23 protein-coding genes and 1 tRNA gene are annotated in these 23311 nt (G+C 63.0%); 11 read left to right on the top strand and 13 right to left on the bottom strand.

Features of this window, described 5'->3' with window-relative positions:
* The first annotated feature begins 13 nt into the window (after positions 1–13).
* Together AB0N72_RS05675 and AB0N72_RS05670 are read left to right on the top strand one after the other, a co-directional pair.
* Positions 14–87 (top strand) — tRNA-Leu (locus AB0N72_RS05675).
* 220 nt (positions 88–307) lie between these two features.
* A complete protein-coding gene (locus AB0N72_RS05670) occupies positions 308–1669 on the top strand; it encodes an ABC transporter substrate-binding protein (RefSeq protein ID WP_363929990.1) in 1362 nt (453 codons plus the stop codon).
* Positions 1670–1750: 81 nt separating this feature from the next.
* Here AB0N72_RS05670 and AB0N72_RS05665 read toward each other — a convergent pair whose 3' ends face one another.
* From AB0N72_RS05665 to AB0N72_RS05645, 5 genes are all read right to left on the bottom strand, one after another.
* The gene (locus AB0N72_RS05665) at positions 1751–2608 is read right to left on the bottom strand and encodes an aminoglycoside phosphotransferase family protein (RefSeq protein ID WP_363929989.1); all 858 of its coding nucleotides are present in this window, start codon (positions 2606–2608) and stop codon (positions 1751–1753) included.
* Between the two features lie 93 nt (positions 2609–2701).
* Positions 2702–3472, bottom strand: a complete 771-nt coding sequence (locus AB0N72_RS05660; protein ID WP_363929988.1) for an ABC transporter ATP-binding protein — start codon at positions 3470–3472, stop codon at positions 2702–2704.
* A complete protein-coding gene (locus AB0N72_RS05655; RefSeq protein ID WP_363929987.1) occupies positions 3469–4470 on the bottom strand; it encodes an ABC transporter ATP-binding protein in 1002 nt (333 codons plus the stop codon). The genes AB0N72_RS05660 and AB0N72_RS05655 overlap by 4 nt, the downstream gene beginning before the upstream one ends.
* Positions 4467–5435: a branched-chain amino acid ABC transporter permease gene (locus tag AB0N72_RS05650; protein WP_363929986.1), complete on the bottom strand. Its 969-nt coding sequence runs from the start codon at positions 5433–5435 to the stop codon at positions 4467–4469. Before AB0N72_RS05650 ends, AB0N72_RS05655 begins: the two co-directional genes overlap by 4 nt.
* A 9-nt stretch (positions 5436–5444) precedes the next feature.
* Positions 5445–6722 (bottom strand): branched-chain amino acid ABC transporter permease, encoded by a 1278-nt coding sequence (locus AB0N72_RS05645; protein WP_363930334.1) that lies wholly within the window; start codon positions 6720–6722, stop codon positions 5445–5447.
* A 479-nt stretch (positions 6723–7201) separates the two neighbouring features.
* Between AB0N72_RS05645 and AB0N72_RS05640 the strand changes: the two genes are divergently transcribed.
* The gene (locus tag AB0N72_RS05640; protein ID WP_363929985.1) at positions 7202–8110 is read left to right on the top strand and encodes a Bax inhibitor-1/YccA family protein; all 909 of its coding nucleotides are present in this window, start codon (positions 7202–7204) and stop codon (positions 8108–8110) included.
* A 58-nt stretch (positions 8111–8168) separates the two neighbouring features.
* Here the strand turns inward: AB0N72_RS05640 and AB0N72_RS05635 are convergent, their stop codons facing one another.
* From AB0N72_RS05635 to galT, 3 genes are read right to left on the bottom strand one after another with little or no spacing between them, the layout of a single operon-like run.
* Positions 8169–9407: an acetyl-CoA C-acetyltransferase gene (locus AB0N72_RS05635; protein WP_363929984.1), complete on the bottom strand. Its 1239-nt coding sequence runs from the start codon at positions 9405–9407 to the stop codon at positions 8169–8171.
* Between the two features lie 55 nt (positions 9408–9462).
* On the bottom strand, positions 9463–10623 hold the full coding sequence (gene galK, locus AB0N72_RS05630; RefSeq protein ID WP_363929982.1) for a galactokinase: 1161 nt from the start codon (positions 10621–10623) through the stop codon (positions 9463–9465).
* Entirely contained in the window at positions 10620–11768 is a 1149-nt protein-coding gene (gene galT, locus AB0N72_RS05625) for a galactose-1-phosphate uridylyltransferase (RefSeq protein ID WP_363929981.1), read from the bottom strand. The genes galK and galT overlap by 4 nt, the downstream gene beginning before the upstream one ends.
* Before the next feature lie 98 nt (positions 11769–11866).
* Here galT and AB0N72_RS05620 point away from each other — a divergent pair, with 98 nt between their 5' ends.
* The 4 genes from AB0N72_RS05620 (at position 11867) to AB0N72_RS05605 (ending at position 16043) form a co-directional block, all read left to right on the top strand.
* Positions 11867–12817, top strand: a complete 951-nt coding sequence (locus AB0N72_RS05620) for an aldose 1-epimerase family protein (protein WP_363929980.1) — start codon at positions 11867–11869, stop codon at positions 12815–12817.
* A 74-nt stretch (positions 12818–12891) separates the two neighbouring features.
* Positions 12892–14172 carry an AI-2E family transporter gene (locus AB0N72_RS05615; RefSeq protein WP_363929979.1) on the top strand — a complete coding sequence of 427 codons (1281 nt, stop codon included), beginning with the start codon at positions 12892–12894 and terminating at the stop codon, positions 14170–14172.
* Positions 14173–14175: 3 nt separating this feature from the next.
* Positions 14176–15414, top strand: a complete 1239-nt coding sequence (gene ilvA, locus AB0N72_RS05610; RefSeq protein WP_363929978.1) for a threonine ammonia-lyase — start codon at positions 14176–14178, stop codon at positions 15412–15414.
* A gap of 14 nt (positions 15415–15428) precedes the next feature.
* On the top strand, positions 15429–16043 hold the full coding sequence (locus AB0N72_RS05605) for a rhomboid family intramembrane serine protease (RefSeq protein ID WP_363929977.1): 615 nt from the start codon (positions 15429–15431) through the stop codon (positions 16041–16043).
* Positions 16044–16122: 79 nt separating this feature from the next.
* On the opposite strand, the gene greA is transcribed toward AB0N72_RS05605, so the two are convergent.
* Entirely contained in the window at positions 16123–16617 is a 495-nt protein-coding gene (greA, locus tag AB0N72_RS05600) for a transcription elongation factor GreA (protein ID WP_363929976.1), read from the bottom strand.
* Positions 16618–16769: 152 nt separating this feature from the next.
* Positions 16770–17228, bottom strand: a complete 459-nt coding sequence (locus AB0N72_RS05595) for a DUF4307 domain-containing protein (RefSeq protein WP_363929975.1) — start codon at positions 17226–17228, stop codon at positions 16770–16772.
* Between the two features lie 88 nt (positions 17229–17316).
* On the opposite strand from AB0N72_RS05595, the gene mca reads away from it, so the two are divergent.
* Entirely contained in the window at positions 17317–18222 is a 906-nt protein-coding gene (mca, locus tag AB0N72_RS05590) for a mycothiol conjugate amidase Mca (RefSeq protein ID WP_363929974.1), read from the top strand.
* 106 nt (positions 18223–18328) lie between these two features.
* Positions 18329–18634, top strand: coding sequence for a hypothetical protein (locus tag AB0N72_RS05585; protein WP_363929973.1), 306 nt, complete (start codon positions 18329–18331; stop codon positions 18632–18634).
* On the opposite strand, the gene AB0N72_RS05580 is transcribed toward AB0N72_RS05585, so the two are convergent.
* Entirely contained in the window at positions 18631–19272 is a 642-nt protein-coding gene (locus AB0N72_RS05580; protein ID WP_363929972.1) for a hemolysin III family protein, read from the bottom strand. The genes AB0N72_RS05585 and AB0N72_RS05580 overlap by 4 nt on opposite strands.
* Before the next feature lie 107 nt (positions 19273–19379).
* On the opposite strand from AB0N72_RS05580, the gene AB0N72_RS05575 reads away from it, so the two are divergent.
* Positions 19380–20183 carry an isoprenyl transferase gene (locus AB0N72_RS05575; protein WP_363929971.1) on the top strand — a complete coding sequence of 268 codons (804 nt, stop codon included), beginning with the start codon at positions 19380–19382 and terminating at the stop codon, positions 20181–20183.
* 237 nt (positions 20184–20420) lie between these two features.
* The gene (locus tag AB0N72_RS05570) at positions 20421–21815 is read left to right on the top strand and encodes a PhoH family protein (RefSeq protein WP_363929970.1); all 1395 of its coding nucleotides are present in this window, start codon (positions 20421–20423) and stop codon (positions 21813–21815) included.
* A gap of 56 nt (positions 21816–21871) precedes the next feature.
* Here AB0N72_RS05570 and AB0N72_RS05565 read toward each other — a convergent pair whose 3' ends face one another.
* Complete coding sequence (locus AB0N72_RS05565; protein ID WP_363929969.1) at positions 21872–22516, bottom strand: GNAT family protein; 645 nt, start codon at positions 22514–22516, stop codon at positions 21872–21874.
* 31 nt (positions 22517–22547) lie between these two features.
* Positions 22548–23309 carry a hypothetical protein gene (locus tag AB0N72_RS05560; protein ID WP_363929968.1) on the bottom strand — a complete coding sequence of 254 codons (762 nt, stop codon included), beginning with the start codon at positions 23307–23309 and terminating at the stop codon, positions 22548–22550.
* Positions 23310–23311 lie beyond the last annotated feature (2 nt).

Genomic DNA, 23311 nt, shown 5'->3' with positions numbered 1-23311 from the left:
CCATGGTCCGGGCGCCCCAGTAGCCCAATTGGCAGAGGCAGCGGACTTAAAATCCGCGTGTTGTGGGTTCGAGTCCCACCTGGGGCACAGCGGGAAGGGGAGCATCTGCTCCCCTTCCTTTTTTCGTTTTCTTCTCAGAGAATCTTCCCAGCAAGCTCGTAGATTCCCCACAGGCAACGAGTGTTATAGGGATGTGACCTGAATCACTTATGTTCCCGGATCAATTGCACTAGTTTGAGTCCTAATCAGGAACACCTGAGTAATCGCATCAAAGGCAGTTCGCACCTTTCGATCGAGGAGACAACGAATGTTTGATCTTTCCCAAGCGGCGCCCCGGGCCGCCAAGCTAACAGCGCTTGGCATTGGGGTGGCTCTTCTCGCCACGGCCTGTGGTGGGTCCTCCACGCCGAGCCAGACCGGCTCCGGCTCCAGTTCCGCCGCCGCGGCTGGCATTTCCTGCCCGGCTCCCAGTGCGGGGGCAGGTGCCGGCAACAGCCAGGCTGCCACCAACTCTGGACCTGTACCTCCTTCGACCACTACTACTTCCACGCCGCTGAAGATTGGATCGCTCCTGCCGACAACGGGGTCGCTGGCTTTCCTTGGCCCACCGGAAATCGCCGGCGTCAACCTCGGCATCAAGGAAGTCAACGATGCCGGCGGTGTGCTGGGTGCTCCCGTATCCGTGGTCCACCGCGACTCCGGTGACACCAAGACCGATATCGCCACGCAGTCCACCACGGCGTTGCTCGGACAGGGCGTAAGCGCCATCGTGGGCGCAGCTTCCTCGGGCGTTTCCAAGACGGTCATCAACCAGATCACCGGTGCCGGTGTCATCCAGTTCTCGCCTGCGAACACGTCGCCCGACTTCACCACCTGGGACGACAAGGGCCTGTACTGGCGTACTGCACCGTCGGACGTCCTGCAGGGCAAGGTGCTCGGCAACTACATGGCTACCTGTGGCGCGCAGACCGTGGGCATGATCGTCCTTAACGACGCCTACGGAACCGGCCTGCAGAAGAACGTCAAGGAAGCCTTCGAAGCAGCCGGCGGCAAGGTTGTAGCCGAGGAACTGTTCAACGAGGGCGACTCCCAGTTCAGCAGCCAGGTGGACAAGGTCCTGGCCGCCAAGCCGGACGCCATCGCGCTGATCACCTTCGACCAGGCCAAGAGCATCGTCCCCCTGATCACCGGCAAGGGCATCAAGCCCACGCAGCTGTTCATGGTTGACGGCAACACCTCCGACTACAGCAAGGACTTCCAGGCAGGCACGCTGAAGGGCGCGCAGGGAACCATCCCGGGCACGTTCGCCAAGGATGATTTCAAGAAGAAGCTCCTGGCTATCGACCCGGCCCTGAAGGACTACAGCTACGCAGGTGAGTCCTACGACGCCGTGAACCTGATCTCGCTGGCAGCCGAGGCCGCCAAGAGCACCAAGGGCACGGACATCGCTGCCAAGCTGAAGGACGTCTCCGAAGGTGGCGAGAAGTGCACCAGCTTCCCCTCCTGCGTCACCCTGCTCCGCCAGGGCAAGGACATCGACTACGACGGCCAGTCCGGACCGGTCACGTTCTCCGACGCCGGTGACCCCACCGAGGCTTATATCGGTATCTACGAGTACCAGGACGACAACACCTACAAGCCCGTCCGTGAGGAGTTCGGCAAGCTCTAAGCCGCTCACTCTCCACTAACCAGAACAGGTCCCCTTCCAGCCGGAAGGGGACCTGTTCCGTGTCAGCGGGGATATGGATCGTCAACCGGGATAGGGTTCGAAACCGTCAAGCACCCTTTCCACCATCCGGACGCCCTGCTGCTCAAAGTCCCGGTCGCCCACTTGGTGTGCCCAGACCACCGTGCCAACGGCCTGGTTGAGGTTCTCCAGCCGCCACGATTGCCACTCCTCTTCTGTCGCGACAAGCCTGCCCAATCCTTGATGGAATGACGCTGAAAGCCCGGGCTGTCCCAGGAACTGCTGATGGCCGAGACGAACGAGGTCGTGGACCCAGGGGCGCAGCTCAGCCCTTCCGAAATCGATGACCCTGATGGTCCCGTCATGGTGCAGCCAGTTCCGGGGCTGATAGTCGCCGTGAGTGGTCACCACCTCGACGGGAAGATGTTCGACGGCGGCAATCGCCGAAGCCAGGCCGCGCAGCACGGGAGGCGCCAACAACCCGTGCGCCCTTTCCAGCATTGAGGCGGTTCTTATGCTGAGCGACTTCAGATAGCTGCCGGACGTTCCTGCGGGCTGGTGCAGAAGGCGCAGGAGTTCTCCGGCCTGCCGATACGTCTCCGGGTCCTCTTCTGCCGGTGTACCTGCGACTACCTCGCCCGGGAGGTACCGCGTCACCAGGAGCCCGGCGTTTGGGGCGGCGTGCAGCATGACAGGAACGTTGCCCTCCAGCCCCGGCATTCCACGGGAGTACGCTGCAATTTCACGGCGGATATGATGGCTGGTCCCACTCGCCTTGACGATGACCTGGTCTCCGCAGGCGCTCTCCAGCTGCAGCACCGTGGTGTCCTGAAGTGGCCAGGAATGATCCCGCACTACCCGGTAGCGGCCCAACCAGGACGTCAGTAGACCGTGTTGTTCCTCGGTGATGCCTTCACTCATCCGTCCAGCATGCCAGCAAACAGCAACGCGGGGTCACTTCTGGCCCGTTGGGAAACCCAACATGGGCCGGGAGTGACCCCGCGTTGCTTCTGGCTAGACCTCGTCCGCCAAGGTGCCCAGGTACAGCTGGATGACCTTGGGATCCTTCATGAGTTCACGGCCGGTGCCTGTGTAGGCGTCCTTGCCCTGGTCCAGGACGTAGCCGCGGTCGCAGATCTGTAGGCAGCGACGTGCGTTCTGCTCCACCATGATCACCGACACGCCAGCACGGTTGATCTCGTGGACCCGGAGGAAGGTCTCATCCTGTTTGACGGGGGAGAGGCCGGCAGAGGGCTCGTCGAGGAGCAGCACCGCAGGGTCCATCATGAGTGCCCTGCCCATGGCCACCATCTGGCGCTCGCCACCTGAAAGGGAGCCGGCACGCTGGGCGCGCCGTTTGGCCAGTTCCGGGAAGAGGCTGGTGACGAAGTCAAAGCGCTCAGCAAACACCTTGGGCCGCTGGAACATGCCCATCTGAAGATTCTCTTCGATGGTCAGTGTGGCAAACACATTGTTGGTCTGCGGCACGAACCCCACACCCTGGGTGACCAGCTTGTTGGCCTTCAACCCGGTGAGGTCCTGCCCCCGCACCACGACAGTGCCTGAGTGGACCTTCACCAAGCCGAACATGGCCTTGAGCAGTGTGGACTTGCCGGCGCCGTTGGGACCGATGATGCCGATGAGTTCGCCTTTACGGGCTTCGATGCTGCAGCCGTTCAGGATGTTGACGCCGGGAATGTACCCGGCAACGAGGTTGGTGACCTTGACCACCGAGTCGCCCGTGGGGGCCGGAGCCGATGCCGGCATGGCACTGGTGCTGCTCATTTCCCCTCCTCTTTCCTGGGTTCGACGACGTCCGAAAGGATGCCGGCATCTTCGGTGCCGACCACCGACTCGTCGTCGGCCTCAAGTTCGGCCTCGAGTTCCTTGATGCCCTCAGCGTCGCCGAGGTCGACGTCGTGGTGCGCGCCAAGGTAGGCGTCGATGACGGCAGGGTTCTTCATCACTTCGCCGGGAGGTCCTTCAGCAACGACCTTGCCTTCGGCCATGACCACCACCCAGTCTGCGATGTGGCGGACCATGTTCATGTCGTGCTCAACGAAGAGGACGGTCATGCCCTCGGCCTTGAGGTTCTTGATGTGGTCCAGCAGCGACTGGGTCAGTGCCGGGTTCACGCCGGCCATCGGCTCGTCCAGCATGACCAGCTTGGGCTTCACCATCAAGGAGCGTGCCATTTCCAGGAGTTTCCGCTGGCCACCGGAGAGTGACGCCGCGTAGTCGTCCTTCTTGGCATCCAGTTTGAATTTCTCCAGCAGGATGTTGGCCTGGGCCGTGATCTCCTTTTCCCGGCCACCCCAGATGCCCTTGAACAGGGCCTTGGAAAGCCGCTCGCCGGGTTGGTCGGCAGCACCCAGGCGCATGTTCTCCATGACAGTGAGCTTGCCCATCACCTTGGTGAGCTGGAAGGTGCGGACCATCCCCATGCGTGCCACTTTGTAGGAGGACACGCCGGCAAGGCTGTTGCCTTCGAATTGCCACTTTCCGCTGTTGGGAGTGTCAAAGCCGGTCAGCAGGTTGAACAGGGTGGTCTTTCCGGCGCCGTTGGGTCCGATCAACGCGGTGATCTTGTGCCGCGGAATTTCAAGGTACTCGACGTCCACGGCGTTGATGCCGCCGAAGGAACGGGTCACGTCCTCTGCCACTACGATCGGGTCGCGCTTCTTGCAGCCGGGGGTATTTTCCCCGACGGCGATCGGGCGCGAATCGGTCATGTAATCGATAATTTCGCTGTTGCCGATATTGCGGTCGTTGGTCTCACTCATGCGAAAGCAAGCTCCTTCTTATTGCCGAACACGCCCTGTGGGCGGAAGATCATCAGGAGCATCAGTGCTACGCCCACCAGGATGTAGCGCAGCTGGCCGGCTTGGACCGTGGTCAGCCAGGTGACTGCCCCTGATTCGATGAGGCCGTAGAGCAGGCTCTGGGTCAAGGAGAGCACAACCCAGAAAATCATTGCTCCGATGACTGGGCCCAGTACGGTGGCCATGCCACCGAGCAGGAGGCAGGTCCAGAGGAAGAACGTCAGTTCAGTACCGTAATTGGACGGTTGGACGGCGCCACGGGGGAGTGTGAAGATCATGCCTGCCAAGGCGCCCAGGACACCGCCGATGACCAGCGCCTGCATCTTGTAGGCGTACACATTCTTGCCGAGGGACCGGACAGCATTCTCGTCCTCGCGGATGCCCTTCAGGACACGGCCCCACGGGCTGCGCATGAGGAGCCACACCAGGACGCAGCACACGGCCACCAGGCCCCAACCGACTACGCGGATGAAGAAATCGCGGTTGTTCATGCCCATGTAGGACCCCTCCGGGAAGGGGTTCATGGCATAGAACGTGTTCTCGAAGGCAGCCAGGCCGTTTGCCGAGCCGGTGACCTTGGTGAGCTGGTTGGTAGTAACCACATAGCGGACAATTTCGGCGGCTGCGATGGTGACGATAGCCAGGTAGTCGGCCCGTAGCCGGAGGGTGGGAATGCCCAGAATGAAGGCGAAGATGACCGAACAGATGACCGATACAAGCAAGGCAACGAAGAACGGCGCGTTGAAGGTCAGCGTGGAGATGGCGAAACCGTAGGCACCGACTGCCATGAAGCCTGCCTGGCCAAAGTTCAGCAGGCCCGAGTAGCCGAAGTGCACGGCAAGGCCCAAAGCGGCAAGCGCGTAGGCCGCCGTCGTCGGGCTGAACAATTCACCAAGGGCGCTGGAGAAGATAAATCCGAAATCCATGGCCCGCTCCTAACCCACACGCTCACGCCGGCCGAGGATACCCTGCGGTCGGAACAGAAGGACAACGATCATGATGAACAGGGCACCGACGTACTTGAGGTCGGCAGGAAGGCCGAAAACGGTAGTCAGTTCCACGAAGATGCCTACAACGATCGAACCGATCAGGGCACCAAACACCGTGCCCAATCCGCCGAGCGTGACGCCCGCGAAGATGAGCAGCAGGATCTGCGAGCCCATGTCGAAGGTGACACCCGGCCGGTAGTAGGCCCAGAGGATGCCACCCAGGGAAGCGAGCACGCCACCGACGATCCAGACGATGCGGATAACAGAGTCGACGTCAATGCCGGAGGCCGCCGCCAGCGCGGGGTTGTCGGCCACAGCGCGGGTTGCTTTGCCCAGGCGGGTCTTGAGCAGGATGAATCCGATCAGGGCGATCACTACGGCACTGATGACCAGCGACCACAGGTTGTTCGGGGAGATGGAAACCGGGCCGATCTGGATCTCGGCGCTTTGTGCTCCCGGCAGCTGCTGTGTCGCACCGCCGAAGAAGAACTGGATGACGTACCGGATGGCCAGGGCCAGGCCGATGCTGACGATCATCATGGGAACCAGGCCGGAACCACGCTTCCTCAGGGGCCGCCAGAGGCCCGCGTCCTGGACGTAGCCGAAGAGGCCGCCACCCACCAGGGCCAGCAGGATCGCCAGCCAGAACGGGAACCCGAACCCGTTGAACATGAAAACGAGGACTGCGCCGAGGGTGACCATTTCTCCGTGTGCGAAGTTGGTGAGGCCGGTGGTTCCGAAGATCAACGACAGTCCCACCGCGGCCAAGGCAAGGAGGAGGCCGAAGCTCAGACCCGCCACCAGGCGGTTCAGGAGGTTCTGGCCGAAGTCCTGCTGTTGGACCACGATGCCTTTGCCGAAGGCGAAAATCACGGACAAGTTGGACGTCTGGCTGAAGGTGACGTTCCTTGGATTTTCCTGTCCATCTGCGAGCTTGATGCCGTCCGGCAAGGTGGAGGTATCGAGCTCAACTTTGTAGGTGCCTTGGACGGGAACGCCGATGCTCCAGGCACCATTCGCTCCGGAGGTGGCTTCACCTTCGAATCCGTTGCCAGAGGCCTTGATCTTGACCCCGGGAATGGGGGCCCGGCTGTCATCGCGGAGGAACCCGCTGATGTTGTCTTTGAAAGTAGTCGGAGATGGCGAAGGCGAGGGGGTGGTTGCCTGTGCCGAGGGGGCGGCGATCAACAGAGTGGCGATCAGGGCTGCGAACAGTGCCCCCACGACTCTCTGCAGTCCCTTGGACCGTCTCTTGGACGGGTCGCGCAGTGTGCTTCTCAAAATGGAAAACCTCCACAGTGGGGGTGGTCCCGACTGCGCCATTGCAGCCGGTGCGAACGGGTTCATGGGGCTTATGAACAGTACTTGCCTAGCTGCCTCAATTGTGATCTAAGTCACCCATGTGTGGCCTATGTTACAGCTCACGGAGACCAAAGAATGCCCAGTTCGGGGGTCCAAAGATAGCGATCAGATAACAACTGTGAAGCTATAGGCAACTATTGATGTAGCTCGGCTAAATGGAGCTTTCGTTGCACGGGCATGTGCCTAAAGTTTCGGCTAAAGAACGCCGTAGCGCGGGAATGTCGGTTTCCGGGTCACGGTTCAGTTTCGTCTGAGTGAACAAGGGAACTTTCCCTGCCGCGCACACGTGCTAATTGGTACCGTGAACTATCACTTAGCCCTTTCTCAGGAGGACACCCGTAATGGCACTTGGCGGAAACCCAGTCTTCAACGGAAAGAATTTCCGTGGAGCAAAGCAGGCCCCGCCTGTACCGCAAAATCCGTACGGCCAGCAATTTAACCCCGCTGGCCGCGCGCCCGGACAGGTCATGGACGGCCAGGCCGCATGGTCCGCACAGCAGCAGAGCATGACCAACGAGCAACTGCAGCAGATGTACAACCAGCCGGCGGCAGGCCCCGCTGACACCGGCCGCATGACCTATGACGACGTCATCATGAAGACTGTTGCCTGCTTGGTGGTCCTGGTGATCGGTGCGGCCGTGACCCTGTTCGTGGCGCCCGGCTTGTCCAGCGTATTGATGATCGTCGGAGCCCTGGGCGGCTTCGTCCTGGCCTTGGTCAACACCTTCAAGAAGCAGCCGTCTCCGGCGTTGATCCTGGCTTACGCCGGCCTGGAGGGCCTGTTCCTCGGTGGCCTCACGCGCATCCTGGACGGCATGTACCCCGGCGTTGGCCTGCAGGCGGTCATCGGTACCCTTGCGGTCTTTGGCGTCACGCTGGTGCTGTTCAAGAGCGGCAAGGTGCGCGCAACGCCCAAGATGGTGCGCTTCTTCATGATTGCGACCATCGGTTACGCAGTCTTCGCCTTGATCAACCTGGTGATGATGTGGACCGGCGCCGTGCAGGAGCCCTTCGGCCTGCGTACCAGCGTGGAGATCTTCGGCATCCCGCTGGGTGTCTTCATCGGCATCCTGGCCATCGGCCTGGCAGCGTTCTCGCTGATCATGGACTTCACCAGCATCGAAGAGGGCGTCCGCGCCGGCGCCCCGGAACGTTACTCCTGGGTTGCAGCCTTCGGCCTGACGGTCACTTTGGTTTGGCTCTACGTGGAAATCATCCGCCTGCTGGCAATCCTGCGAGGCGACGACTAGTCACCATCAGCTCCACCGAGAAATGCCCCCGAAGTTGCTTCGGGGGCATTTTTGCTTCCTAGCTCAAACGCTCGAACACCACAGCCATGCCCTGGCCACCCCCCACGCAGAGCGTGGCCAGTCCCAGGGTCCCGTCGCGTTCCCTGAGCCCGTTGAGCAGGGTGGTCGTCATTCTGGCACCCGTCATGCCGAAGGGGTGACCCAGGGCAATGGCCCCGCCGTGGACGTTGAGCTTGTCGGGATCAATGCCCAGCTCCCGTGCGCTCGCCACCACCTGTACCGCGAAGGCCTCGTTCAGTTCCACCAGGTCAATGTCGTCCATGGTCAGTCCGGCCAAGGCAAGTGCGCGCCGGGAAGACTCAACCGGTCCCATGCCCATGAGTTCCGGGGAGAGGGCACTGAGGCCGGTGGAGACCACGCGGGCCAAGGGTTCGAGCCCAAGTTCGAGGGCCCGGGTATCGCTCATGACCACCACGGCGGCAGCACCATCGTTGAGGGGACAGGCGTTTCCCGCAGTCACCGTGCCGTCGGGCCGGAAAACGGGCTGCAGCGCTGACACCCCCTCCAAGGTGACTTCTGCACGGGGGGAGTCGTCGCGGTCCACTACGGAGCCGTCCTTGCGGGTGTACGGGGTGATGTCCCTGGCGTAAAACCCGGTGGTTATTGCGGCCTCGGCCCGATTTTGGCTCAGGACGCCCCACTCATCCTGCTCGGCCCGGCTGATTCCGTAACTGGTTGCCACGTTTTCGGCAGTTTGGCCCATCGAGATGTAGATGTCCGGCAACCGGCCGCCAAGCCGGGGGTCCGTCCAGGGAATGTTGGAGGCGGCGCGGGCTGCAGTGCGTTGGGCCGCTGCTTCGAAGAGCGGATTGTGGTTGGCGGTGTCAGTTTCGCCGGCACCGGCCCAGTTCTGGTAGCGGGATACACTTTCCACGCCGGCGGACACTATCGCGTGGGCTTCTCCGGATTTGATGGCGTGGAAGGCCATGCGAAGGGTTTGCAGGCTGGATGCGCAGAAGCGGTTGATGGTGGCTCCGGGAACGCGGTCCAATCCGGCGAGCACCGCCACCACGCGTGCCATGTTGGAGCCGGCCTCACCGCTGGGTTCGGCGCAGCCAAGGAGGATATCGTCCAGGCCTTGGCCGCCGTCGGCGCCAGGATCAAATGCGGGGATTTTGGCGAGGGCAGCCTGCACCATCGCAGTGGCGAGGTCGTCGGGGCGTTCGTCCTTCAAGGAGCCTTTGAAGGCGCGGCCGATGGGACTCCTGGCAGTGGAAACAATGACAGCCTCAGTCATGGCCCCAGCTTACGCCCGGGATTCGGGAGGAGCCGGGCCTAAGCCTGCAGAAGCGTCAGGCCAGGCGAAGCGCGCCTGCCGCCGGGGTCACGGTGAAGATGTCAGGTGTGGTGAAGCCGGCCTCCGCGAAGGAATGTACGACGGCGTCACGCACCTGCTGCTCTTGCCCCACCGGAGTGAGCGCTATGGCGGAGCCACCGAAACCGCCCCCGGTCATGCGTGCACCGATGGCGCCGTTGGCACGGGAAGTGTCGACAGCGAGATCGAGTTCCGGGCAGGAGATTTCGAAGTCGTCCCGCATGGAAACATGGCTGGCGTCCAGCAGGGCTCCGATGCTTGCCGGCCCCTGGCTGCCCAGCGCTTCCACGGTTTGGAGCACGCGGTCGTTTTCCGTGACAACATGGCGGACCCGTCGAAGCGTTGTCTCATCCAGCAGTCCTGAAGCTTCCTCCAAACGTTCGACGCCGACGTCGCGCAGTGCTTTTACGCCAAGCACCTCAGCGCCCAACTCGCAGGATGCGCGCCGTGAGGCGTAACCGCCGTCGGCGTGGGAGTGGGAGACTTTGGTGTCGATGACGAGCAGCACCAGGCCGGAAGCCTCGGCGTCGAAGGGGACCAGTTCCACGTGTTGGTCCCGGCAATCAAGGAAGACAGCATGCCCCTTGGCCCCGCGCAACGACGCTGACTGGTCCATGATCCCCGTGGGTGCCCCCACGAAGACGTTTTCGGCGCGCTGGGTGGCCAGGACGAGTTCCTCGGCCGCGAAGCCGGCGCCTGTGAGCTCGTTCAGCGCAGAGATGACGGCGCACTCGATGGCGTGGGACGACGAGAGCCCGGCGCCCAGCGGAACATCGGAATCCAGCAGGAGGTCAAAGCCGGGGACGGAAATACCGCGTTCCTGAAGAGCCCACGCCACCCCAAGCGGGTAGCGGGACCAGCCTTCGCCCGACCCGGGTTCCAAGTCCGCAAGGGTGGCCTCCACCATGCCGTGGCCACCAAAGGTGGACAACATCCGTACGGTCGAGTCGTCACGGACGCGCAGGGCTACCTTCGCAGTCCTGTCTATCGCGAAGGGGAGCACGTATCCTTCGTTGTAATCTGTGTGTTCGCCGATCAGGTTGACGCGACCCGGCGCCTGCCACACGCCGTCGGGTGCTGAACCGAAGGTCTCCTGGAAGCGGGCGGTAAGGACGCTGGCGTCCGTGGTGGTGGTCATGCTCGGATGCCTTCCATGGTGTTGTCGGTGGACGGTGCGGGGACGCTGCGCAGCCGCTCCGCCACAGCTTCCGGGGTGGTGTCGTTGATGAACGCTCCCATGGCCGCTTCTGATCCGGCGAGGTACTTGAGCTTATCGGCCGCGCGCCTGGGAGAGGTCAACTGCAGGTGCAGCTGGCCGGCAGGGCGGAGGACGGGGTCCAACGGTGCCTGGTGCCACGCCGAGATGTAGGGCATGGGCGTGGGGTAGAGCGAGTCCAGCCGCCCCAGCAGGTCAAGGTAGACGTGCGAAAGTTCGTCCCGCTCTTCGCCCGTGAGTGCGGCGAGGTCCGGCACGCTACGGTGCGGGACCAGGTGGATTTCCAGTGGCCAGCGCGCAGCAAACGGTACGTAGGCGCTGAAGTGCCCGGCTTCGAGCACCATGCGGCTTCCGTCTTCGCGTTCCGCCCTCAGGAGCGATGCCCCCAGCGTCTCCTTCGCGTCGACGTCGTCGTAATATTTCCTGGCGACGGCACCCAGCTGGGCGGCGCGCGGCGTGACATAGGGGTAGGCGTAGATCTGGCCGTGCGGGTGGTGCAGGGTGACGCCGATGTCCGCGCCGCGGTTCTCGAACGGGAACACCTGCTTGATGCCGGGCAGGGCGCTCAGTGCGCCGGTCCGCTGGGCCCACGCTTCGATCACGGTGCGGGCGCGCGTCTCGCCGAGCTGCGCAAAGGAGCCTGTGTGCTCGGGCGTGAAGGCCACAACCTCGCAGCGGCCAAAGGCCGGTCCGGTGATGCCATGGGCATTGTGGCCCGGCGCGGGCAGAGGGGGAATATCGCCCACCGCAGGTCCCAGCGACGGGAAACGGTTCTCGAACACCACGACGTCGTAGTCCGGCGCGGGGATCTCGGAGGGGTTGGCGGCCGTGGTGGGGCAGATGGGGCATTGATCGGCCGGCGGCAAGTGTGTCCGGGTCTGCCGGTGGGCGGCAACTGCCACCCAGTCTCCGGACAGGGCGTCGTACCTGACCTCACCGGGTTCGCCACGGGCCGGAAGTCCACGGTGGTCCACGAGGGAATCCGGTGTCCGTTCAGGCGTTCCGGGATCGTCAAAGTAGATCAGCTCGCGGCTGTCCGAGAGGCGTGTACTGGTGATGCGGGTCATGAGTCCATCATTCCACAACTGATCAAAAGCGCATAGTTTCTAACAAAATCAAACATTGGCTTCTCGGCGGTGTATCCCGGATGCAGTACGGTAATGCCATGCCCGCCTCTTCGTTGCCCGCTGACAGTGCCCATGATTCCGAGTCCCGCCGCTTCGCCACCGGGAGGCAGTTCGAGCTCCGCCGGGGAGACGCGGTTGCCATCGTCACCGAACTGGCTGCGGGACTGCGGCTCTACTCCCGCGGTAGCATCCAGTTGACGGAGACGTATGGCGACGACCAGATCCCGCCCGGCGCCACCGGCATCACGCTTGCCCCCTGGGCCAACCGCGTGGAAGACGGGCTCTGGTACCTGGACGGCAAGAAGCAGCAACTCGACATCACGGAAGTTTCCCGCAACAACGCAAGCCACGGCCTCCTGCGCAATACGGGCTATGCCTTGGTGGACGAATCCGAGTTCTCCGTCACCCTGGAAGCCACTGTCTTTCCCCAGCACGGCTACCCGTTCCTTGTGGTGCACTGTGTCCGCTACGAACTCGACGACGCCTTGGACCTTCGTGTTTCCCAAACCTTGGTCAACGAGTCGCAGAGTCCGGCTCCCTTCGTCCTGGGCGCCCACCCTTACCTCCGGCTGGGGGACACCGCACCTGAGGACCTGGTCCTGACGGTCAAAGCGCGCACCCGGCTGGTGGCCGATGAGCGCCTGATCCCGCGAAGCACCGCCCCAGCCGATGATGCCTACGATTTTTCCGCAGGTACCGCGGTTGGCCCGGCGCTCGTGGACGTCGCCTTGACGGACTTGGCGTTCGACGGCGGCGTGGCGCGCCACACGCTTTCTGGTCCTGACGGCCGCAGTGTCAGCCTCGAGCAGGACGCGAATTGCCAGTACGTCCACGTCTTCATCACCGATACCTTTCCCGGACGTTCCAAGGCAGTGGCCATCGAACCAATGACCGGCCCGGCGAACGCGTTCAACAGCGGTGACGGCCTCCGCTGGTTGGCGCCAGGGGAGGCTTTCACCATGAACTGGGGGATTGCAGCCTCCCTCTAGGAGCTGCGCCGCGTTTGGGGTCCCCGTCTGCGGGTCGGTTTCCCATACGGGGCGGGCTACGGAATTATGGGTTCATGACGCCAACACCGGACGCCAAGACCCGTTCTGACCGCCAAATCGCCGAGGACATCCCCTACGGGGTGCGCATTGCCGCCGCTTGGTCGTGGCGGGCGGGGCTGATCCTGCTCATGATCGGCGCATTGGTGTGGCTGCTCGGCAAAGTCAGCTTCCTCATCATCCCCGTGATGGTGGCTGCGCTGCTGGCCGGCTTGCTGTATCCGGTGGTGGCCTGGTTGCGCAACCGCAAAGTGCCCAACGGGGCAGCCGTGGCAATCACTGTGCTTGGTTTCATCGGTGTCATCGCCGGCGCCCTGGCATTGGTGGGCAGGCAACTCGTTTCCGGCTTCGGGGCGCTCTGGCAGGAAGCCCTCATGGGAATCCAGCAGATCCAGACCTGGCTGGCCGATGGCCCTCTCCACCTGACCGCAGACCAGATCGACCAATATATCGCCGACGGCGCCAACGCCCTGCAGAACAACAGCAGCAGCATACTCAGCGGTGCGCTGTCCTTCGGCAGCACTGCCGGACACTTCGCTGCAGGCCTCGTGCTGGCACTGTTCATCCTCATCTTCTTCCTGCTGGAAGGGAACCGGATCTGGGGCTTCCTGGTGCGCCTGCTGCCCAAGAGGGCGCGGCGTGCCACCGACGGCGCCGGCCGGCGGGGATGGACCTCCATGGTCAGTTATGTTCGGATCCAGATGTTCGTGGCCTTCGTAGATGCCGTGGGAATTGGCGTTGGTGCAGCGATCATCCAGGTCCCGTTGGCCCTGCCCCTTGCTGTCCTGGTCTTTATCGGCTCCTTCATTCCCGTCGTGGGTGCGCTTGTTACTGGCGCCATCGCCGTACTGCTGGCCCTGGTCGCGAACGGCCCGATCAACGCCCTGATCATGCTGGCCATCGTCCTGCTGGTGCAACAGCTTGAAAGCCACATCCTGCAGCCCCTGGTCATGGGCAAAGCCGTGGCCCTCCACCCCGTGGCCGTCATCCTCTCGGTGGCTGCCGGCTCGTACCTGGCGGGCATCCCGGGAGCGCTGTTCGCCGTACCGTTGCTCGCCGTAGTAAACACGGCCGTTCGCTACATTGCGGGCCGGACGTGGGAACATGATGAAGGATTGGGTGGCGTCGAACTCCAACCGGCGGCCGCTCCGGCAACAAAGGACGACGACGCCAACTTCAGGGAAGTGCACCTTCCCGGACCCGAATCCCGCCTTGGCAAGGGCGGCAGTGGCAAGACCAAGGCTTCAGGCAGCACCTCTGTGGAGGCTCCTGTGGCCGACACCAACAAAGGAGAATAGTCAGTGAATACCCTCGATACCCTGCCCGTCACCCTGGACGATGTCCTCAAGGCGCAGGAGTTGCTCGAGGGCATTATTACGAAGACTCCGGTGGAGTCGTCGCGGGCACTGGGCCACCTGGTAGGCGGCAACGTCTTTTTCAAGTGCGAGAACCTGCAACGCGCCGGCTCCTTCAAAGTCCGTGGTGCGTACGTGCGCATGGCCCGCCTGACAACCGAAGAGAAGAAGCGCGGCGTGGTGGCCGCCTCCGCAGGCAACCACGCCCAAGGTGTGGCAGTGGCTGCCAAGAGCCTGGGCATCAACGCCCGGATCTACATGCCCCTGGGCGTGGCCCTTCCCAAACTGGCCGCAACGCGCAGCCATGGCGCAGAAGTGGTCCTCCACGGCCACAACGTGGATGAAGCCCTGGCCGAAGCCCAGCGCTACGCCAACGAAACGGGCGCAGTCTTTGTGCACCCCTTCGACAACGTGGACGTCGTCGCGGGCCAGGGCACCATCGGTTTGGAAATCCTGGACCAGGTCCCCAACGTGGACACCATCCTCATGGGCGTAGGCGGCGGCGGACTGCTGGCTGGCGTGGCCGTAGCCATCAAGGCCCGCGCCAAGGAACTGGGGCGCGAGATCCGGGTCATCGGCGTGCAGGCCGAAAACGCCGCGGCCTACCCGCCCTCACTGGCCGCAGACGCACTGGTACCGCTCAAGAAGGTATCCACCATGGCCGACGGCATCGCTGTGGGACGGCCGGGACAACTGCCCTTCAGCATCATCCGTGAACTCGTGGACGACGTTGTCACCGTCAGCGAAGACTCCCTCGCGCGCGCCCTTATTTTCCTCCTGGAGCGGGCCAAAATGGTGGTTGAGCCCGCCGGTGCCGTGGGAGTAGCCGCACTGATGGACGGCAAGATCGAAAACCCGGGGAACACCGCCGTCGTGCTTTCCGGCGGCAACATCGATCCCATGCTCATGCTCAAGGTCATCCAGCGCGGTTTGTCGGCCGCAGGCCGGTTCATGACGGTCCGCATGATGCTCGATGACCGGCCGGGTTCATTGGCCACGATCGCCCGCATCATCGCCGAAAACGACGCCAATGTCACTGGCCTGGACCACACGCGACTGGGTGGCTCCATCAGCATGGGCGACGTCTCCATCACCATCAACCTGGAAACCAAGGGCCATGAACACGGTGAACAGGTCCTCGGCGCATTGCGGGCCGAAGGCTTCCAGCCCATCGTGGTGCACTGACAGGGGGAACGTGCATGGTGCTGGGAATGCCTGACGGGCCTACGGCCGACGCCGGGGAATCGCTGGCCGGGCGCGCGAAGGGCGGCCTGCTGTTCATGGGCGGCTTCGTGGTCCTGCTCTACGTCATCGAGATTCTCAACACGCTTATGCGGCATGCCCTGAACGCCACCTTCGGGCTCCGCCCGCGATCCATGGACGGCGTCCTGGATATCCTGACCTTTCCGTTGCTGCACGCAAACTTCAACCACCTGATTTCCAACACGCTCCCGCTGATCATTTTCGGGTTCCTGGTGTTCCTGTCGGGAATCCGTGTGTTTATCACTGCCCTGGCTTTCAGTTGGCTGGGCTCAGGGCTCACCGTGTGGCTCATCGGCGGGGGAGGAGTGACAGTCGGCGCTTCGGGGCTGGTGTTCGGTTTCTTCGCATTCCTGCTGGTCAGGGGATTCTTCAACCGGAACTGGTGGCAGATCCTGTTGTCCGTGTTGCTGTTCATGGCGTACGGCAGCATCCTTTTCGGGGTGCTGCCTACGGTGATGGGCTACATTTCCTGGCAGGCACACCTCGGCGGTGCCATAGGCGGCGTTAGCGCAGCCATCCTGCTGCGCCCCAAGTCCAAGCTCGTGGCCTGACCCAGTTGGGAAAGCGGGTACGAAAAAACGCCGGCCCCCTCCGCGAAGGAGGCGGCCGGCGTCGTGCTTTTGCTGGAGCCTAGGCGACGTACGGCTTGGCGGAGACGATTTCCACCGGAATTTCCTTGCCGTTGGGAGCGACGTAGCTGAGGCTGTCGCCTTCCTTGTGGCCGATGATGGCTGCGCCGAGGGGCGACTTCTCGCTGAAGACATCCAGATCGGAGTCTCCGGCAATTTCACGCGAGCCCAGCAGGAATGTCTCTTCGTCACCGGCAATGCGGGCAACAACAAGCATGCCGGGCTCGACAATTCCGTCGTCGGCCGGGGCCTCGCCCACGTGGGCGTCGCGAAGAAGGACGGTGAGCTGCCGGATGCGGGCTTCAATCTTGCCCTGCTCCTCCTTGGCTGCGTGGTACCCGCCGTTTTCCTTGAGGTCGCCTTCCTGGCGGGCAGCTTCGATCTTCTGGACGATTTCCGCCCGGCCAGCGCCGGAAAGGTGGTCCAGCTCAGCCTTCAAGCGGTCGAAAGCTTCCTGGGTAAGCCAAGCCGCAGTGGCGCTGTTGGTGGTAGACACGGATTTCTCCTCTAGATCTGACAATGCAAAAGACCCCGCCGAGGTGGCCACTCGTAAAACTCAGTAACCAACTTAACGGGGTGAAGGTTTCATCCATTGTAGTAAATCCTTTGGACGAACCCAAACCGGTTGAGCCGTGGGTCACACCTTTGTTATTTCCCGCTGCCTACAATCCAGCAGTTGTCCACCACACCGGAGACGGCGGGGGACTCTGTTCGAAGGGTGGTCCGCTGGACGGTGGTCCTGCCGCCGTCGGGGTCGTCCTGGGGCTCGTTGGCGCCGATTTCCACTACCTTCCAGCCCACGACGGCGAACTTGGAATCCAGGGCTTTGATGGCACACTTCGCCGTCGCGCCGGGGGACTTGGTGACCTGGTAATCCACCTCGGCCTGTGTGTCGTCAACGGTGCTGTAGCCGATGTCCTTGAAGGTGACCGGAGCCTGCGCGGACCCTGTTGCCACATAGGCAGCCAACGCGATGGCAACCACCAAAACGGCGATGATGATGTTCCGCTTGGTTTTGCGTGTCATGGCGCGCTTTTGACCGCCGTAGCGATTGGCTAGGCTGGTGCTTGCCGGTACTTGGGTGGCCGAAAGGTCCTCTGAAGTCACCCGTCCAGTTTAGTGCCGATCCCGGCGGCTCATTGCCGCCGTCCGCGGCAGATCCATGAAGCCAGATCCACGAAAGAGGAGCCGTCACGTGACAGCGTCCAGCAGTTCCGACCAGCAGCTGCGGCTGCTCGCCGTCCATGCCCACCCGGACGATGAGTCCAGCAAGGGCGCGGCAACCATGGCGATGTACGCAGCCGCCGGCGTGGAGGTCATGGTTGCCACGTGCACTGACGGATCCCGTGGAGACATCCAGAACCCGGCCATGGAGGATGCACCGCACCCCAAACGCGACATGGCCGGCGCACGCCGCCTGGAAATGGCAAAAGCGGCAGCGGTGCTGGGTATCCAGCAGCGCTGGCTCGGCTTCGTTGACTCCGGCCTGCCCGAAGGCGATCCTCTGCCTCCGCTCCCGCCGGGCTGCTTCGCATTGCAGCCACTGGAGCGGGCAACGGCTCCGCTGGTGCGGCTGGTCCGGCAGTTCAAGCCCCATGTCATCCTCAGCTACGACGAAAACGGCGGCTATCCGCACCCGGACCACATCATGGCGCACAAGGTCGCCGTCGAAGCGTTTGAGGCCGCGGGCGATCCTGAGCGCTACCCCGGCATGGGTGAGCCGTGGGCCCCTCACAAGCTTTACTACGACAGGGCCTTCAGCCCCGCGCGTTTCCGCGCCCTGCATTTCGCCTTGGAAGAGGCCGGTCTGCAGTCCCCTTACGCTGAGCGGCTCGCGGCGTGGTTGGAGGCCGACGCCGAGGGTCACACTCCGCCCGCGGGCGGGCACCAGACCACCACCCAGATCGACTGCGGCGATTACTTCGAGGTCCGTGACGACGCCCTGCGGGCCCACCGCACCCAGATCGACCCCCTGGGGTTCTTCTTCGCCGTTTCGCCGGAACTCCAGCGGACTGTGTGGCCATGGGAGGACTACACCCTGATCACGTCCCGGGTGGCCACCGAGCTGCCGGAAAAGGACCTGTTCGCAGGGATAAGATAGGAATGTTGGTAGTTTCTATCGTTTGTAGAAATTACCCGGCCATCCACCAGCATCCCGGTTACGTTTCGCCAGCCGGTACGCACCAGCTCCCACAGAAGGTTTGACCGTGCACCACTTGATTCTCGCCCTGACCGTGACTCCGTCGCCCGATCCCACGGGCACGCTGCGGCCTGGCCTGTCCGAGGATCAGGTCACGCCGGGAACGTGGGGATTTGTCCTGACGGCCTTCATCGTGATCCTGACGACTTTCCTGATCGTGGACATGGTCCGCAGGATCCGCCGGGTTCGCTACCGTGCCCAGGTGGAGGAGGCCCGCCTGGCCGCGGAGGCCGATGGTGTGCCCGGGGAAAACGGTGCTGACGGGGATGAGACCCGAGGCGCCAACGGCTCTGAGGGCCCCGGCGCCCGCTAGCTCAGTACTGCCATCATGATGGCCGCGAAGTGCGCAGCGAAGGCAAGCACCGTGAACGCATGGAACAGCTCGTGGAAGCCAAAATGCCGCACGCTGAAGTTCGGCTTCTTGAGTGCATAGAACACCGCACCGGCAATGTACAAGGCGCCGCCGACGCAAATGAGGATCGCCGCTGCAGCGTTTGCGGCGAAGAACTGCGGCAGGTAGAACAGGGCCCCACAACCGAGGGCGATGTACACCGGTACGTAGAGCCAGCGCGGCGCGTGGGTCCACAGCACCCGGAACAGCACTCCCACGATTGCTCCGGACCACACGAGCCAAAGCAAGGTCACGGCCTCGGAGCGTTCCAGCAGTGACCAGGCCAGCGGCGTGTAGCTGCCGGCGATCACCAGCATGATGTTGGTGTGGTCCAGCCGTTTGAGGAGCATTCGGACCTTGGGGGACCAGTTTCCCCGGTGGTACACGGCGCTGACGCCAAACAGCAGGAAGCCGGTCAGGGCATACACGGCGGAGGTAATTTTCCGGTCCGGGGTGGGGGCGACTGTTACCAGGATGATCCCTGCCGCCAGCGCAAAAGGAGCGGCAACTGCGTGGATCCAGCCGCGCCAGAGGGGCTTGGTTTCGAGGAGCTCGGCCATGGTTCAAGAATAACCTACGTTCCGGTAAGTTACTTTCTGGTAACAAGGGTCGAGCGGATTTTGACCGTCTGCTGCACCGGCTCGGCACCTTGGGAAGGTAGCCTTGGATGTGCGTCGTCGTACAAGCAAGGAAGTCAGGTGAGAGTCCGGTGGAGCTGCCCGGTTTCCTCTACGGCTTCTATGAGCGCAAATTGTTGCGCTCGCTCAAGCAGGACCAGATCCCACGGCATATCGGTGTGATGGTGGACGGCAACCGCCGCTGGGCGCGTCAGTTCAATGCGCCAACCAGCCAGGGACACCAGGCCGGCGCGGACAAGATCCACGAATTCCTGGGTTGGTGCCAGGAGCTGGGCGTCAAGGTTGTCACGCTCTACATGCTCTCCACGGACAACATGAACCGCTCCGGTGAAGAGCTGGACCTGCTCATGGGCATCATCGCCAACACGATGGACCGCTTGGACGAGGACGAGGACGTCTCCGTCCATGCAATGGGTGCTCCGGAACTCCTTCCCGACTACCTCGCAGAGCGACTGAACAAGCTGACCTCCCGCACGCCGGTCCACGAAAAGATTCACGTCAACGTCGCCGTTGGCTATGGCGGCCGCCGCGAGATTGTCGACGCCGTCAGGGAACTTCTGCACGACGCCGCCTCCAAGGGGCGCACCATGACCGAGGTGGCAGATGAACTTTCGGTGGATGACATCTCCCGCTTCCTCTACACCCGGGGCCAGCCCGATCCCGACCTGGTGATCCGCACTTCGGGGGAGCAGCGCCTCTCCGGCTTCCTTATGTGGCAAAGCGCCTACAGCGAGTTCTATTTCTGCGAAGCCTTGTGGCCGGCCTTCCGCAAGGTCGATTTCCTGCGTGCGCTCAGGGATTATGCCGGGCGGCAGCGCCGGTACGGAACCTAGCCCCGGGGCGGTTCACGGAAAATTAACGATTCGGACATGCGACTTGCCGACGATGGATTGCGGAAATGAATGTGTCCGGGATTACGTTAATCCCATCAGCAGGCAAAACCGCCCGCTGATCGGGGAGGCCAGTACATGGAGCGGAACATCGCACCAGTTACATGGGAGGCCACGCCCGGCCTTCCGGCCGAGCCGCTTCACCATTAGGCCGGGCGACCGCCCGGGGCTGGAGTCGATGTGGCTATTTCTGAGCAACTGTCCGCTATGGTTTCCGACGGGGAAAGTGCAGCTACCTCTCGCGCCAAGCGGGTCCCACAAAAAGCGCGGGCAGCAGCGTCCGCCACGGGCCGCAGCTATGTGATCGATACATCCGTCCTGCTTTCCGATCCCCACGCGTTGTTGAGGTTCGCGGAGCACGAAGTCATCGTTCCAATCGTGGTCATCAGTGAGCTCGAAGGAAAACGCCACGATCCCGAACTTGGCTACTTCGCCCGGAAAGCCCTGCGCCTCCTGGACGACCTCAGGATCGAACACGGGGGACTGGACCAAGCCATTCCGCTGGGGAAAGACGGCGGCCTTCTCAGGGTTGAGATGAACCACATTTCCCCGGATGTGCTTCCGGCAGGTTTCCGGGGAGGCGACAACGACAGCCGGATCCTGGCTGTGGCCAAGAACCTGGCGAACGAGGGCCACAACGTCACGGTTGTCTCCAAGGACCTTCCCATGCGGGTCAAGGCCTCGGCGATGGGACTTCAGGCGGATGAGTACCGCAACGAACTCGTCAAGGACTCGGGCTGGACCGGCATGGCCGAGATAGAAGCCAACGACGACGAAATCACCTCGCTCTACGGCCACGAACCAGTCTTTATCCCGGCAGCAGCCGAACTTCCCGTCAACACAGGCCTGGTGCTCCTATCCAACAGGGGCTCCGCTTTGGGCCGCGTCGGAGCGGACAAGCAGGTGCGCCTGGTCAAGGGCGACAGGGACGTCTTCGGCCTCCACGGGCGCTCGGCCGAACAGCGGCTTGCCATCGACATGCTGATGGATCCTTCCGTGGGCATCGTGTCCATCGGTGGACGGGCCGGCACGGGAAAGTCTGCGCTGGCACTCTGTGCAGGCCTGGAAGCTGTCCTGGAACGCCGTGAGCACCGCAAGGTGGTGGTCTTCCGGCCACTCTACGCAGTGGGCGGCCAGGAGCTCGGTTATCTTCCAGGATCCGAATCCGAAAAGATGAACCCGTGGGCACAGGCCGTCTTCGATACCCTGGGAGCACTGGTCAGCCAGGAAGTGGTTGAAGAAGTCATGGACCGCGGCATGCTCGAGGTCCTCCCGCTGACCCATATCCGCGGGCGCTCGCTGCACGACGCCTTCGTGATCGTGGACGAAGCACAGTCGCTGGAGAAGAACGTCCTCCTGACTGTCATGAGCCGCATCGGACAAAACTCCAAGATCGTCCTCACCCACGACGTCGCGCAGCGGGACAACCTCCGCGTGGGGCGGCACGACGGCGTTGCCGCCGTGGTGGAGACCCTCAAGGGGCACCCGCTGTTCGGGCACATCACGCTGACCCGTTCCGAACGTTCGCCTATTGCAGCCCTTGTCACCGAATTGCTGGAGGGGGCGGAGATCTAGGCGGCTTGCTGGCTTATGGGCCGTGGTCCGGTTCGCCGGGCCACGGCCCTTCGCCGTCAAAGCCCCAGGTAGGCCTTGAGCTCTTCATCGCCTTGGACTTTGAGGGTCCAGTCGGGGCGTTTGAAGGTGTCCGGCGTAAGGCGGACCCGTTGGACTTCTTCGACTTTGTCGCCCCAGTTGTCGCGTAAGAGACCGTTGGGTTCGTAGCCGAGGCTCGCTGAGACACCCAGCGATTGCCTGTTCCAAACGGCGGCTTCGGATTCAGCGACTTCCGCGTCCAGATAGTCGAAAGCAAAGCCCACGACGGCGGCACGCATCTCCTTGCCGAAGCCCTGGCCCTGCGCTGACTGCTTGAGCCAGGAACCCGTGCTGACCGTCTTGAGCGTCTTGAAGTTCTTGGCTCCGAGGTCCTGCACACCCAGGAACTCGTCCTCGTGCCAGGCCGCGAGGAGGAGGGTCCAGGAATCCTTGGTGAAATTCCCGCGGCAGCGCCAGTACCACTGAGCCATGTTCGGTGCCAGCTCTGCGTGCGGCATTTCCGCCCATGGATTGCTGAACGGACTCTTGCCGGCTTCGTGGACGCCGGAGCGGGCCGCGTCCACGGCGGCGGGGATGTCGTCGTCGAGAATTGGGCGGATGGTGAGCCTCGGGGTGGTGAGGATGAGTCCGAACGGGGGCCATATTTCTGCCAGCGATGTCATCGCCGTAGCTTAGCCCGGATTGTGCCGGTGGTCAGGCCGCCGGCCCTACGTCCCAGGGAATGTGGCGACGGACGTCCGTGAGGTTCATCGATTCCGCCAGGAACAGGTCATCGAGCATGTACTCATCAACGCCTAGGATCTTCAACCAGTGGCCCGTGCCCGAGGTGTCGCCATCCAGGCTCTGGCTGGCAACGCAGACCCCTGTCCCGACGTCGATCCGGATCAGCGTCCTCCCCGGATGGACCAGGGGCTGGGCAGGATCGGAGGGGACGTAGGTGCGGCTGGGTGTGACGACGGTTTCCAAGGCAGGACGGCCTTCGTGGTCCACTTCCCGCGGGGGTTCGAAAAATATCCGGTTGGTGTCCGGGAATTCGATGGGGACGGGTGCATTGCCTGCCAGTTCGACCGGATCCAGGGCGGCGGCCAGGCGACCGTTGCCAAAGGAGGGCTCACCATAGGCTGCCTCGGGACGCCTGCGGACCAGTCCGGCGTCGTCGTACACCGGGGTTACCAGGTGCGCCGGAAGCAGCCAGGAGCGGCGCGTGGCGCTGACGTACATGTCGTCCCGGGAGTCGTTGATGCCGGTGGTGCTGTGGAGCAACTGCCCATCAGCTGTCTCAAGGCGGAGCGCACCCGGACGCCGCAACCACGCACGCACGATATTGGCGCCGGTGCTTGGCCTCTCAAGGTACTCGAACCGCAGGGTGGTCCACTTCCACGGCGAAGAGCGGCAAAGATTCCGGAATGTGGAGGACAAGTCAAAGCCCGGTACATCTGCACTGTAGCGCCCCATAT

Origin of the sequence: Paenarthrobacter sp. NPDC089307, assembly GCF_040685055.1 — a bacterium.
Lineage (GTDB): Bacteria > Actinomycetota > Actinomycetes > Actinomycetales > Micrococcaceae > Arthrobacter.
This window is presented reverse-complemented; position numbering and strand designations above follow the sequence as displayed.